This is a genomic window from Stenotrophomonas maltophilia, from assembly GCF_001676385.1.
Taxonomy (GTDB): Bacteria; Pseudomonadota; Gammaproteobacteria; order Xanthomonadales; family Xanthomonadaceae; genus Stenotrophomonas; species Stenotrophomonas maltophilia_J.
The window spans coordinates 103657-117637 of record NZ_LYVJ01000004.1 but is presented as its reverse complement, the minus strand read 5'-3'; the positions used below and the strand labels follow the sequence as shown (position 1 = coordinate 117637).

Here is a 13981-nt window from a genome sequence, read left to right as displayed (position 1 = left end):
TCATGCATCGCACCTGACGATGATCTCGGCCTCGTTCAATGCACCCAGGGCGACGCGTGAAACGGACACCGTCATTGCGTCCGCGCTTTCCATTGCCCACGGGCGATCCAGCGCACCGACATTCGCGCCCGCAGCGGCCAGGCACTTCAGGGGCACGCCAACACGCGTCCACTGATGGGCAGGCAACATAGCCAGCGTCGGCCCGATAGCGATGCGCGCCGAGCAGCCAGTGCCGCAGCCTACGGACAACCACGCCCCGCCACGCGGTGCGGCGTCGACGCGCAGCGTGGTCAACAGCACCAGATCGCCGTTGCTCTCGCGCTGCAGGTCCAGCGCCGTGTGTGATTGCAGCGCGACCACGGCCAGGCCCCTGCCCGACCAGGCAAAGCGGCGCCCGTCTTCCTGCGCCAGATGATCCACGCCGCTGACGTTCAGCCGTCCACCCTCCAGGACATCCGGCACCTTGGTCACGGTCATGCCCTGCCCGGCGCCATCCTCCAGCCGAAGCGCCAGCCCCGGGCCGGCATCACCCCGTGCGAAGAACACGCCGGCCACGCCTTCGTTGCCCGTCACGCCCGACACCTCCGGCAGCGCAGCCAGGTTGCCGTTGTCGGCGTAGGTCAGGCCGAAGCCGAAGGCGAACAACGGGGCGTAGTCCTTCTGGCCAACGTTGTTTGCATACTGCGTTGCGGTGCGGGGCCAGCTGAAGCTGAGGGTGCCCTTGAAGTCATTCTGCACGCTTCCGTCGGGACGCCGCAGCAGCACGTCGGCAATGCCGCCGCCCTCCGAACCGGGCAACCATGCAGCCACGAACGCGTCTGCGGCGTTGATCTCGCGGTTCACCCACAGCGGCCGCCCGCTCAGGAACACCGCGACCACCGGAATGCCTTCCGCCTTGAGCCGCCGGATCAGTGTCAGGTCCGAGTCGTTGCCCGGCTTGTAGGCCAGGGTTGGCAGGTCCCCCTGGAACTCGGCATACGGATCCTCGCCAAATACCACTACGGCCACATCCGGTTTCTTCGTGTAGGCGCCGTCGATGGCAAGCACCGCCTCACCGCCGGCAGCCGTGACCTGCTGCGCGAGGCCTTCGTAGATCGACTCCGCATTCGGGAAGTCCTTGCGGGTTGTCCCGGTGCCCTGCCAGTTCAGCGTCCAGCCGCCGGCCTGCTTGCCGACATCGTTTGCGCCATCGCCGGCCACGAGGATCCGCTGCCTCGGCGACAACGGCAGGATGCCGTCCTGGTTCTTCAACAGCACCAGCGACTCGCGCACCGCCTGCCGTGCCACCGCGCGGTGCGCAGGCGCGCCTATCAACGCAAACTGGCCGCCGACTGCCCGTGTCGAAGGCCGGCCGGCCTCGAACAGGCCCAGCCGGAACTTCACGCGCAGGATGCGGCGCACCGCATCATCCAGGCGTTCCGGGGGTATCGTGCCGGCCTTCACTGCGGCCAGCGTGCTTTCGTAGAAGCCCTTCCAGCTGTCCGAGGCCATTGCCATGTCCAGGCCGGCGTTGATCGCGGCCGGGCAATCGGTGGTCGTACAGCCTTTGACTTGTCCGTGGCCGTTCCAGTCGCCCACCACGAAACCGCCGAAATGCATGCGCCCCTTGAGCACATCGGTGAGATACCGTCGATGGCCGTGCATCTTTTCGCCGTTGACGCTGTTGAACGAGGCCATCGCCGTCTGCGCCCCGGCGGCGATCGCCGGCGGGTAGCCTGCTGCGTGGATCCGCACCAGGTCCACTTCGCTGATGCGGGTGTCGCCCTGATCCTTGCCGTCGGTGGTGCCACCGTCACCGAGGAAATGCTTCACCGAGGCGATCACGTGGCGGCCATCCAGGAACTCGCGGGAGCCGATCCTGCCCTGCAGGCCTTCCACCATGGCACCGGCGAAACTGGCTACCACCGCCGGGGATTCGGAGTATCCCTCGTAGGCGCGTCCCCAGCGATCATCCTGCGGCACCGCCACGGTCGGTGCAAAGGTCCACTCCATGCCGGTCACCCGGGTCTCCAGCGCGGTGATCTCGCCGATGCGGCGCAGCAGGTCCGGGTTGCGCGTGGCCCCCAGCCCGATGTTGTGCGGGAACAGGGTGGCGCCCACGATGTTGCTCTGGCCATGCACGGCGTCGATACCGAACAGCGGCGGGATCGCCTTGCCCCCGTTCGACGTGTCCATGGAGGCGTCGTAGAAGGCATCGGCCAGCGCCAGCCACTCGGCAGGCGAGGCATCGTAGCGGCCGCCGGGATCGGAATTGCCACCGGCCAGGATCGAGCCGAGGCGGTATCTGCGCACGTCGTCGGGAGTGATGCTGGCGATATCGCCCTGCACCAGTTGGCCGACCTTTTCCTCCACCGTCATGGTGGCCATCAGGCCGCTGACGCGCTTCTCCAGGTCGGCATCCTCGGCCAGCGGCCAGGCCACCTGCGGCCAGGGATCGGTCGCGGTGGCGGCAGGGCGTGCAGGTGCCTGCCCATCTTTGCAGCCTGCCAATGCCAGCACCAGCACGACCGCGAGCGCGGCGCCACGGCATGCGGAATCATGCGATGTCATGGTGCTCATCCCTCCATCTGCTCCAGTTCCTTGCCCTTGGTCTCGTGCACATACCGGACCACGAAGAAGATCGAGATCACCGCAGCCACCAGATAGATGCTGTAGGTGGCCGCCAGCCCGGCCGCCGCCAGCAGCATCGGGAAGGTCACCGTCACGGCGAAGTTGGAGGTCCATTGCGCGGCGCCGGCAACCGCCAGTGCCGATCCGCGGATCTGGTTGGGGAACATCTCGCCCAGCATGACCCACATCACCGGGCCCCAGGACAGGTTGAAGAACACGACGTAGGCATTGGCCGCCACCAGCGCCAGCGTGCCCATGCGCCCCGGCAGCTGCAGGTGCCCGCCGGCCAGCGAGCCGCTGGCGAAGGCCACCACCACCAGCGCCAGCGACAGCGCCATGCCCGCCGAACCCACCCACAGCAACGGCTTGCGTCCAATGCGATCGATCAGCAGGACGGTAACGATGCAGGCACCGATGCTCAGGGCGCCGGACAGGACATTGATCAGCAGCGCGTCGTTCTCCGAGAACCCGACCGCCTGCCAGAGCACCGCGCCGTAATAGAACACCACGTTGATGCCCACCAACTGCTGGAAGCTCGCCAGCCCGATGCCGACCCAGACGATCGGGCGGATCCGGCCGGTCGCCCTGCTGCGCAGATCGGACAGCCGCGGGCGATGGTGGTCGCTGGACAACGATGCTTCGATCTCATCGAGCGTGGCGCGTGCCTTGCCGTCGCCAAGCAGCCGGGTGAGGACGCGCAGCGCATCCTCCTTGCGCCGCTTCACCACCAGGTAGCGCGGGCTCTCGGGAATGGCCAGCAACAGGAGCAGGAACAGCAGTGATGGCACCGCCTGCATCCAGAACATCCAGCGCCATGCCGCGTGGCCACCCCACAGTGGTTCGGTGGAGGCGCCGGCCGCAGCGGCCAGCAGATAGTTGGACAGGAAGGCCGCCGTCAGCCCGCTGATGATCGCGATCTGCTGGACCGTGGCAAGCCGCCCGCGGTAGCGGGCCGGCGCCACTTCCGCAATGTAGGCCGGCGAGATGACGCTGGCAGCACCCACTGCGAAGCCGCCCACCACCCGCGCCACGATGAACCAGGCCGACGAGGCCGCCGCGCCCGCGCCCAGAGCCGACAGCAGGAACAGCACTGCCGACAGGATCAGCACGTTGCGCCGCCCGAGCGAGTCGGACAGCCTTCCGGCACTGAACGCCCCCACCGCGCAACCCAGCAGCATCGAGGCGATCTCGAAGCCCTGCATCCACTCGCCGGACCGGAAGGCCTGATGCAGGCCATCCTGGGTGCCGTTGATGACGCCACTGTCAAACCCGAACAGAAAACCCCCGATCGTCGCGACCACACTGATCAACACGATCAGCCAGGTGTTCTCGCCGCTGCCCGCTGCCTGCTTCATTCATGCCCCCTCGGTTGCGGCCATGCCGCGTCGAACCTGCCGCGCTCAGCGCAGCAGGTATTGGTTGAGCAGGTTCTCATAGCGCTCCTGCTTTCCGCTGATCTGCTGCGGCTCGCCGCCTGCAGCCAGCGCCGCCAGCTGCGGAAGGCTGAGCGCCCCGCGCTCGAATTCCTTCCCGGCGCCGCTGTCGAAGCTGGCGTAGCGCTCGCGCCGCCACTGCTCCCACGGTGACTCGGTCAGCAGCGCATGGGCGACCTCCAGTCCCCGGGCAAAGGCATCCATGCCACCGATATGGGCAATGAACAGGTCCTCCAGGTCGGTCGATTCGCGCCGCACTTTGGCATCGAAGTTCAGGCCACCTTCCAACCCGCCCTGCCGCAGCACCACCAGCATCGCGCCAACCGTATCGTACAGATCGCTCGGGAACTGATCGGTGTCCCAACCGTTCTGCGCATTGCCGCGGTTGGCATCGATGCTGCCCAGCAGTCCATGGTCCGAGGCCACCTGCAGATCGTGCTCGAACGTATGCCCGGAGAGCGTGGCGTGGTTTGCTTCGATGTTGAGCTTGAAGTCTTTCTCCAGGCCATGCTCCTTCAGGAAGCCCACGACCGTGGCACTATCGAAGTCATACTGGTGCTTCATCGGCTCCATCGGCTTGGGCTCGATCAGGAAATTGCCCTTCAACCCGATGCTGCGACCGTAGTCGCGGGCCATCGTCAGGAAGCGCGCGAAGTGATCGATTTCGCGCTTCATCTGCGTATTGGCCAGCGAGGCGTAGCCTTCGCGGCCACCCCAGAACACATAGTGCTCGCCACCCAGTTCTACGGTCGCCTCCAGTGCCGCCTTCACCTGCACCGCGGCGCGCGCGACCACGGCAAAATCAGGGTTGGTCGATGCGCCGTTCATGTAGCGTGGATGCGAGAAGAGGTTGGCGGTGCCCCACAGCAGCTTCATCCCGGTGGCATCCTGGCGGGCCTTGGCCAGCCTGACCATATGCGTGAGGTTCTTCTGGTACTGGCCGATGTCGTCGGCGTCCGGCGCCAGGTCGATATCGTGGAAGCACCAGTACGGCACGCCCAGCTTGGTGAAGAACTCGAAGGCAGCATCGACCTTCGCCTCGGCGGTCGCCAGCGGCGAGCCTGCTTCCCACGGGAAATGGCGGGTACCTGGCCCGAAGGGGTCGTGCCCCGCATTGCAGAAGGTGTGCCAGTAACAGACGGCGAAGCGCAGATGCTCCTGCATGGTCTTGCCACCGATGACCCTGCCGGCGTCGTAGACCTTGAACGCGAGTGGATTGTCCGAGCCGCGGCCCTCGAACGGAATGCGGCCGACGCCTGGGAAGTACTCCTTGGCGCCAATGAAAGGCTGCGTGGTCATGCTGCGTGCTCCTGTCGTTGAAAGGGGTGTCGCGAAGAAGGGCTTCAGCCGCGCTGCAGCGGCGTGACGGCATCGAGATGCCTGAGGAAGCGGGAATACGCCCGGGCATACGCCACGGTCCGGCCTGGATCCGGCTGTACCGACAGCGCAGGGTCGGCGACGACGTGCTGCGTGGTGATCTCACCGATCGACGCCACATCACCGCGCGAACGCCCCATGGCCCACAGCGCCTGCAGCGCCGCACCGAAGGCCGCGCCTTCCGGCTGCATCGGCACATCGACCCGCAGGCCGAAGACATCGGCCACCAGCTGCCGCCATGCAGCGCTGTTGCTACCGCCCCCGGTAAGCACGATCCGGTCGAACCGCATCCCGGCGCGGACGAAAGCGTCGTAGCCATACTTCAGGCTGTAGGTCGCGCCCTCCATGGCAGCGCGGTAGATGTGCGCGGGTGTCATGTTGGTCGTGTCCAGGCCGGCCAGGACACCCTTGCCGGCGGGCAGGTCGGGCGTGCGTTCGCCATTGAGGAACGGCAGCATCACCAGGCCATCGGCGCCCGGCGGGGTGGCCCGCAGGTGGGCGTCGCCATCGCGCGTGCTGAAACCGAAGGCGGTGGCCACCTGCTCGGTCACCACCGTGCAGTTCATCGTGCAGATCAGTGGCAGCCAGCCGCCGGTGGAGGAGCAGAAGGCGGCCCAGGCGCCCTGCGGATCGATCACAGGTGAATCCGAATAGGCGAACAGCGTGCCCGACGTGCCCAGGCTCATGGCCAGGCGGCCTTCCGTGACGCAGCCGGTACCGATGGCCGCCATCATGTTGTCGCCACCGCCTACGGCCACCCTCACGGTTGCCGGCAGCCCCAGCGCTGCGGCGGCTGCAGGCGCGATATCGAACAGCGCATCGGGCGCGGCAATGGGGGGCAGGCACGCCGCAAGATCACGCTCCGGGTCGGTGGCGCGCAGCAGTTCGCTGGACCACGTGCGCGTGCGTACATCCAGCCAGCCGGTGCCCGAAGCATCGCCGTACTCGCAGAATCGCTGGCCGGTCAGCACGAAATTCACGTAGTCATGCGGCAACAGGATCGTCGCCAGCCGCGCGTAGGCGCCCGGGCGGTGCGTCCTGGTCCACGGCAGCTTCGAGGCGGTATAGCCGGCAAGAATGGGGTTGCCCGCGAGCGCGATGGTAGCGGCCGCGCCACCAGTGGCATCCATGATCTGCGTGCATTCGGCCGCGGTGCTGGTATCGCACCACAGCTTCGCCGGTGCAAGCACATCACCTGCCGCGTCCACCGGAACGAAACCGTGCTGCTGGCCGGAGACGGCCAGCGCGACGATGCGCGAGCGGATTGAAGCATCGATCCCGGCAAAGCAGGCCTGCAACGCCGATATCCAGTCGGCAGGCAGCTGCTCGCGGCTGCCGTCGGCGCCGCTGGCCATCCCCAGCGGCGCACTGGCGCTGGCGACGGGCGCGCGCGCTTCCGGGTCATACACCAGCACTTTCAGACTCTGCGTTCCTGCATCGATACCGGCAACCAGACCCATCGAAACCGCCTCCGAACCCCAAAAGGTAGCGCTAACATTCTGCTGGGTTAAAAAAGGGTCCCCCTCCAGGTCCCCTTTTCCCCACGACGGTCGTCGCCGCTCGCCGTGATGCCGCACTGTAACCAGCTGCCGCGAAAAAAGCGTGCTGCAACGCAAAAGGCGGCGGCAACGCGGCACGCCTGTACATGCAGCGGTTCCCGCTATGCCATTGCCATGCCCGTTCGCCACACCTGCGGCGCCGACCTGCAATAGCCATCGATGAACGCTGCCTGCGACGGCATCTGCGCTACCGCCTGCTGGACGGGCCGCTGGATACCCTTCAACAGCGTGCGCAGGTCTGCGTCGCTGAGCGCACGCGCAAGCGGATGCGGGCTCCCCGGCTGGATGCCCTGGCCCAGCAGTACGCTGGCCCACGACTCCACCCGGAACAGCTCGCCGGGGTCCTGCCAGGCATGCGCCCGGTCACGCCACGCGCGCAGCCGGTTCTGCAACGAAGCAGGCACCGCCATCTCGCGGCACGCCTTCCACATCGGCTCGTCGCGCTGCGTGGCGTGGTAGTGCAGGATGATGAAATCACGCACGTGCTCCATCTCCTGCCGGCTCACATCGTTGTAGAGCTCCACCAGCGAATCGCGGATGCCATCGAACGGGAACAGCTGGATCAAGCGCACCACCGCACTGATGGTCAGGTGGATGCTGGTGGATTCCAGCGGTTCGATGAAGCCACTGGCCAACCCCAGTGCCACCACGTTCCTGTTCCAGGCCTTCAGGCGCCGCCCGCTGCGGAAAGGCACCCTCCAGGGCTCGCGCAGCGGCGGCGCACCGACATCGCGAAGCAGCCGGGCCTGGGCCTCATCGTCGGACATGTGGCGGCTGGCATACACCAGCCCGCAGCCGACCCGGTGCTGCAGTGCGATGTGCCAACGCCACCCGGCTTCGTGGGCAATCGCACGGGTATAGGGCACCGGAGGCTCGATCGATTCGGTCTGTACCGCGACCGCACGATCGCACGGCAGCCATTCGTGCCAGTCCTCATAACCGGTGTGCAGGGCCTGCTCGGTCAATACGCCGCGGAACCCGGTGCAGTCGATGAACAGGTCGCCTTCGATGACCTGCCCATCTTCCAGCACCAGCGATTGCACCGAGCCATCATGCGCATGCTGCCTGACCTCAGCGATCCTGCCTTCCACCCGGCGCAGGCCATGGCCTTCGGCCTTGCCACGCAGGAACCTGGCGTAGAGCCCGGCGTCGAAGTGATACGCATAGCTGGCCTGGGGCTGGGTCTGCAGGGAAAACCGGTCGCCACGCGATGCGACGCTCTCCACGCTGAAGTCACCCAGGTCCGATGCCATGCCGCGACGCAGGCTGTCCAGCCAGTAGTGGTGGAACGGGGCCGCCCAGGTGCCCTGGCCGATGGTGCCGAACGGATGGAAGAAGCGATCGCCCGGCACGCGCCAGTTCTCGAACGAGATCGACAACTTGAAGGTGCCGGCCACCGCGCGCAGGAACTCCTGCTCGTCGATCTGCAGGAAGCGGTGGAAGGTGCGGATCGGCGGCACGGTGGACTCGCCGACGCCGACGGTACCGATCTGCTCGGACTCGACCAGGGTGATGTCGAGCTGGTCGCGGAACTGATGTGACAATGCGCATCCGGCCAGCCAGCCTGCGGTGCCACCGCCGGCGATGACGACCTTGCGAACCCGACCTTCTGTTGCGCTCGCGGTGTCCAAATGCGTGACCTCAGCGGTTGAGCCTGCCCAGCAGCATCGCACGCATGCGGCGTGCACGCAGTTCGTCGAACGGCGCCAGTTCGCCCCGCGCGGCCTGCGGCAGGTGCTGCCCCGCGCGCTCGCCCGGGCCGAACACGTAATAGCGGAAAAGTGCTTCCCATGCCTGCTTCTCGCGTGCCGGCAGATCGCGTAGGGCCCACATGGCATGATGCAGCGCCGGTAACGGCGAGGCCAGGTAGGCGGGTGAACTGCGCCACCAGTAATTCACCAGCACGTTGAACGGTTCCAGGCTGCGCACGTGGTGCCACCACATGCCGGGAATGAAGAGCGCGTCACCCGGCCCCAGCACGGCGCTCCGCGCGCTCGCCAGCGCCTCCCGGAAACGCGGGTACCGTGCGAAGTCGGGGCGGTCGAAGTCGACCACGCTGACAGCCTGCCCGCCCGGCGTCGGATCCAGCGGACCCGGATAGAGATTGTCGATCTGCTCGGGCGGGAACAGCGTGAACTGGCGCCGCCCTACCGCGCAGCAGGCCAGGTTGTCCGGGATATCGTAATGGCATGAGGCAGTCACCCGATTGCCAATCCAGATGCTGGCTGGCGCATCGATACCCTGCCCCGCCAGCCCCGCGTCATTGGCCTGCGCGAATGCCGGCAGCAATGCCCGCTCGACGGGCAGCGAAGCCACGTAGTAAGTCGGCGGCCTCGGGTCCTCCAGAACCGTGGCGATTTCATCCAGGACCTGCGCGAGCGGTGCCCGCCGGACTTCAAAATTCAGCTGGGTGAAGTCCGCATTGTAGAACGGCCGCCCTTCGATCTCCGGCGTGCCGAACGAGTACGGCACGGGTATGCCGGCATCGACACCGCGCAGGTACGCGAATGCCTCCAGGGTGGAACGCAGGCCGGCCTGCACCAGCGCCCAGTCCTGCGCGATGCCCCGCAACACCACCGGCTCGCCCGCCGCCACCAGCGCGGCCAGTGGCAGTGCATCGCGCCCGGCACCCTCCAGCGTCCGCACCGCAGCGCCGGCCACCATGGGTCAGTTCCTGCCCGCTGCAGCGGCAGCGTCCTGCGCGCGCAGGCGCCGCTGCTTCTCGGCGATCAGGCGCCGCATGTTGTGCAGCGATGCCAGCATCAGATACGCCCCTTCCAGATAACCGGCGCGGTTCAGTTCGGCCAGGGCCGAGCCATCCAGCCGAGCCAGGCGATCCCGATCGATCGCGTGCAACCCGTTCACGCATACGCGGTGCTGCGGTTCGACCTGCACGTCGAGCGTGATCGGCTGGATCAACCCCTTCGCGTCGAGCATCGCGAACATTTCTTCCGCAAAGGTGCTGCCCTCGTGGATGCCACGTAGAACGCCCGCGATGTGGTCCAGGTAAGGCGTGTTCCCACCCTGGGGCAGGAACACCGGCTCACCGGCCACCGCGTTGACGCGCGGATGATCGAGATCCACGTGCATCACGGCTTCCCGGGTGAGCGCGCCGTCGACCCGATGCTCCTGGAACCCGATGAGAAACGGCCCTTTCGCGGCGGCGCCCGGCAGATAGGAGGCATTCCAGCGGCCATCCTGCAGGAACAGGTTCTCGTGCTGCTCGAAACCCAGCAGGGCAACAGACTGCCACGCCCCTGAAGCCACCTCCCTGCGGAGGAAGATCGGATACTCCCGCTGCAGCTCGGCGAACTCGCTGGGGTAGGCCGGCACCATGCCCACCGCGTCACCGAACTCGGGGCCGAAGCCGGTGGCCACCCGCAGGTCCCGGTGGGCGATGTTGTTGAGCATTTCGTAGCGGGCCATGGGGCTGTCCAGTCCAATGCAGAACCATTCACTGCATGTTAGCGCCCACCCATGCGATGCGTGCAGGGGCGGGCCATCGTGCAGCAAAAAAGTACCGCTGCCCGGGCAGCGGTACGGCCAACGCACGGGCAGGGCGTGCCCGATGCCCGGTTCAGAACTTGTAGCGGACACCCAGCATGTAGCGGGGGCTCTGGTCAGCCAGCTTCACGATCATCTGCGACGTGCGCGAGCGCCAGCGGACGTCCTCGCCGGTCAGGTTGATCGCCTCCAGGCCGAACGACCAGTGATCGTCCAGCGTGTAGTTCACGCTGAGATCCCATTGTTCGTACGGCTCCACGTAGTACGGGTTGCGGCTGGACCCTTGGTTGGCCAGGATCAGGTACTGGTCGCGCCAGTTCCACGCCAGGCGCACCGACCAGCCGTACTTCTCGTACATGAGCATGGCATTGGCGGTATCGCTCAGGCCGGTGAGCGAGAACTGGTCGATTCCCGGGTCACCACCGTTGTTGTAGCCGACATCACCTTTCACCACGGTGTAGTTGGCCAGCACGCCGAACCCGGTTTCACCGAAGAAATACTGCCCTCCCAGCTCCCAGCCGTGCAGCTTCGACTTGTTCTGGTTGATTGGGCGGTTGACGTTGAACTGGTACAGCGGATCATCCGCTTCACCGTACAGGTCGTAGGCCGCTTCGGTCGCCAGGACCTGCGCGTCGGTGCCGTTGTAGGCCGCCAACCCGGCGGGGTTGTTGCGCAGCAGGGCCAGCGCCGTGAACAGCGAGGTATCGTTGGCCGAGCAGGCCGCTGCGTTGGCCGCACCCACCTGGGACACGCAGGCAGCGCTGGTCAGGAAATCCAGGGCGGCGCGCGCGTCCGGGCCGGAGGTCGGATCGGTCAGGCCGTACAGGCTCTCCTGCACGATGGTATTGCCGATGAAGTTGTCGACCGACTTGTTCCAGTAGGTCAACGAAACATAGCTGGCATCGGCGAAGTACCACTCCAGCCCCAGATCCAGGTTGTCCGATTCCAGGGGCTTCAGGCTGGGGTTCTGCGCATTGCCGCTGGCCCGCGAGGACGGATCGATCAGTACCGACCCGAACGGCTGCTGTGCGCCGGGCCCAGCGTAGAGGTTGCCGTAGGGCGCGCGGGCAATGCTCTTGCCGAACGAGACACGGCCCTTCAGTTCGTCGGTGAAATCGATACTGAAATCGAGGTTGGGCAGGATGTAGCTGTAGCTGGCCTTCTCGGTGAACGGCTGCTGCTGGTCGGACAGCACCACGCGGAAGTCATTGTTGGCCTGCCACTCGATGGCTTCCGGGACCGCAATGGTCGAGGTCGAGACCACGTCGGTGGTTTCATAGCGCACGCCCAGCCGGGTACTCGTGCGCATGCCACCCAGCTGGCCGTCCAGTTCCACCTGGAAGTAGGCCGCCTTGGTCTTCTCCTCCACGAAGTTGTCCGCCGCACGCTGCGGGCTCACGCCCAGCCCGACTCCGTACTGGCCGGCCGCCCACTGCGCCAGTTGCCCCGCATTGCCGCGCCAGGCGGGCCAGCTGTTGGCGCTGTAGTCGTCAAACAGGCCCACGATGTTGACCGGCTGCAGCAGGTCCATGAGCCCGCCGGCGGTGTCACGGTCAACATTGGCTACGCCCCAGTCACCCAGGGTGGAATAGGCCTCGGCTGCCTGGATGCGGTGCGTGGTCGACTTGTTGGTGTCCACGCCGAACTGGAAACGGCCCTGGTCGAAGTTCCATTCGCCGTCGACGCGTGCCTGCTTGATCTCGCTGATCTGCGTCTGCGAGTTGACACGCAGCACCTGGGTGCCGATCTCGCCTTCCTGGAAGCCGGGGTTGACCACCCCGTTGGTTCCGGCGATGGCGTCGGCCGTGCTGGGGTACCAGGTCTGGGTGCCGACCGGCAGGCCGTTGTTGAACGCCAGTTCCTGCACCCAGGAACCGCCGCAGTGGGGGCCGCTGGTGCAGTTGTTGGTGCCGGCGATGCTCATGAAGATCGAACCGCCGCCGGTGAGCGGATCGTTGGGCCGGCTTTCGTTCTTCGAGTTGTGCGCGTCGAAGCTGAGCTTGAAGCGATCACTGACATTCCACACCGCGTTCAGGCCCAGCGAACCGAGCTTGTACTCCTGCATGCTGCGCTGCTGCTCGAGCCCGAAATCCTTTGTGCCGGCAATCTCGCGGATGTAGACCGGCGTGGCCACCGCGCCACTGGTATCGAACTCGACGTTGGTGTAATTGCTGTTCTGCAGCCACATGCCCTGCTCGCCACGATTCTCGGTGATCTCGTTGGTCGAGTAGGTGTAATCCAGGGTCAGGGTCAGGCTGTCGGTGGGCGCGAACTGCAGCACGGCCTGGCCATTCACGCGCTCGCGCTCGAACTCGGAGAACGCGTAGCGCAGATCATTCGGGCGTGCATACAGCTGGCCAATGGCCGGCGCATTGACCACGCTGGGGTTGCCGGGCATCGAACCGGTCCACGGCTGCACGTTCCAGTAGTTCTCGGTGGCCTGTACCGATCCGCCCTTGCGCTTCTGCTGGCTGGCGCTGAGGCTCACGCCGAAGGTCTTGTCCGGGTTGCTGTAGCTGAAGATGCCGGACAGTTCCGGCGTCAGGTCGTTGTCGAACGGCTGGCTCTGGTCGGACACCACCTTTACGCCTGCGTTGGCAACGATTCCTTCGTGGTCGAACGGGCGCGAGGTCAGGATATTGATGGTGGCGCCGATGCCGCCGCTGGGCACCTGGGCCTGGCTGGTCTTGTAGACCTCGATGCCGTTGATGGCTTCGGCAGCCAGCTGCGCGAAGTTGAAGGCACGCGTACCGCCGTCGACACCGCCGATCGCCACCTGCCCTGCTGCACCGAACGCATCAGCGCCCGGCATCTGGCGGCCATTGAGCGTCACCATGTTGAACTGCGGGCCAAAGCCGCGCGCGGTGACCTGGGCGCCCTCGCCGTCGCGGCGTTCGATGGAGATGCCGGTGATGCGCTGCAGGGATTCGGCAAGGTTCGTGTCGGGGAATTTGCCGATGTCCTCGGCACTGATGGCATCCACCACGCCCGCCGAATCGCGCTTGATGTCCATGGCCTGGCTCAGGCTGTTGCGTATGCCCGTGACCTGCACCGCATCGAGCTGGGTCGGCTGCGACTGGGCCGGCGGCTGCGTGGCAGCGGCTGCCGGTGCCTCCTGCGCGAACGCGGGATTGATGACCAGGGCGCCACCGACGAAGGTGAACATGGCCCGGGACCGGAACGTCGCCAACGTGCGGCTCATGAACCAATCCTCGAGACCGGGGTACCACGGAAACTGCAAGCGCTCATGAAAGTCCCCTCTGACGTACGATCGAATGGATGCACCGCCCCTCCCAGGGGCACGTACGGGCGTGGCCCGCATTCCAAACCGAACAGCGCGGTCGCCGGAGCGCACCGCGACTCACACTTGCTTTCAAGCCTGACAGGACGAACACGCGGTAAAGAAGGCAGCCCCGGGACCTCGAACCCCAATCAGGTGGTAGCGCTACCATCGCGTCGGAACGCAGACTAATCATCCGCGTTCCCGCTTGTCACCAT

8 protein-coding genes are annotated in these 13981 nt (G+C 66.2%); all 8 read right to left on the bottom strand.

Features of this window, described 5'->3' with window-relative positions; all coding sequences use genetic code 11:
• The 8 genes from A9K58_RS06305 to A9K58_RS06270 all read right to left on the bottom strand — a co-directional run bounded on the left by A9K58_RS06305 (nt 1) and on the right by A9K58_RS06270 (nt 13685).
• Nucleotides 1-2559, bottom strand: a complete 2559-nt coding sequence (locus A9K58_RS06305) for a glycoside hydrolase family 3 protein (protein WP_196769162.1) — start codon at nt 2557-2559, stop codon at nt 1-3.
• A complete protein-coding gene (locus A9K58_RS06300) occupies nt 2556-3965 on the bottom strand; it encodes a sugar porter family MFS transporter (protein ID WP_065198549.1) in 1410 nt (469 codons plus the stop codon). Before A9K58_RS06300 ends, A9K58_RS06305 begins: the two co-directional genes overlap by 4 nt.
• A 45-nt stretch (nt 3966-4010) precedes the next feature.
• Entirely contained in the window at nt 4011-5342 is a 1332-nt protein-coding gene (xylA, locus tag A9K58_RS06295; protein ID WP_065198548.1) for a xylose isomerase, read from the bottom strand.
• Between the two features lie 44 nt (nt 5343-5386).
• Nucleotides 5387-6880: a xylulokinase gene (gene xylB, locus A9K58_RS06290; RefSeq protein ID WP_065198547.1), complete on the bottom strand. Its 1494-nt coding sequence runs from the start codon at nt 6878-6880 to the stop codon at nt 5387-5389.
• Between the two features lie 200 nt (nt 6881-7080).
• Nucleotides 7081-8610 carry a tryptophan halogenase family protein gene (locus tag A9K58_RS06285; protein ID WP_065198546.1) on the bottom strand — a complete coding sequence of 510 codons (1530 nt, stop codon included), beginning with the start codon at nt 8608-8610 and terminating at the stop codon, nt 7081-7083.
• 10 nt (nt 8611-8620) lie between these two features.
• Nucleotides 8621-9643, bottom strand: coding sequence for a cupin-like domain-containing protein (locus tag A9K58_RS06280; protein WP_065198545.1), 1023 nt, complete (start codon nt 9641-9643; stop codon nt 8621-8623).
• Nucleotides 9644-9646: 3 nt separating this feature from the next.
• Complete coding sequence (locus A9K58_RS06275) at nt 9647-10405, bottom strand: SapC family protein (RefSeq protein ID WP_065198544.1); 759 nt, start codon at nt 10403-10405, stop codon at nt 9647-9649.
• Nucleotides 10406-10556: 151 nt separating this feature from the next.
• Nucleotides 10557-13685, bottom strand: a complete 3129-nt coding sequence (locus tag A9K58_RS06270) for a TonB-dependent receptor (RefSeq protein ID WP_065198543.1) — start codon at nt 13683-13685, stop codon at nt 10557-10559.
• Between the last annotated feature and the right edge of the window lie 296 nt (nt 13686-13981).

Coding starts and splice junctions, on each gene's coding strand:
- A9K58_RS06305 (WP_196769162.1), bottom strand. CDS start 2,559: ATGAGCACCATGACATCGCATGATTCCGCATGCCGTGGCGCCGCGCTC.
- A9K58_RS06300 (WP_065198549.1), bottom strand. CDS start 3,965: ATGAAGCAGGCAGCGGGCAGCGGCGAGAACACCTGGCTGATCGTGTTG.
- xylA (WP_065198548.1), bottom strand. CDS start 5,342: ATGACCACGCAGCCTTTCATTGGCGCCAAGGAGTACTTCCCAGGCGTC.
- xylB (WP_065198547.1), bottom strand. CDS start 6,880: ATGGGTCTGGTTGCCGGTATCGATGCAGGAACGCAGAGTCTGAAAGTG.
- A9K58_RS06280 (WP_065198545.1), bottom strand. CDS start 9,643: ATGGTGGCCGGCGCTGCGGTGCGGACGCTGGAGGGTGCCGGGCGCGAT.
- A9K58_RS06275 (WP_065198544.1), bottom strand. CDS start 10,405: ATGGCCCGCTACGAAATGCTCAACAACATCGCCCACCGGGACCTGCGG.
- A9K58_RS06270 (WP_065198543.1), bottom strand. CDS start 13,685: ATGAGCCGCACGTTGGCGACGTTCCGGTCCCGGGCCATGTTCACCTTC.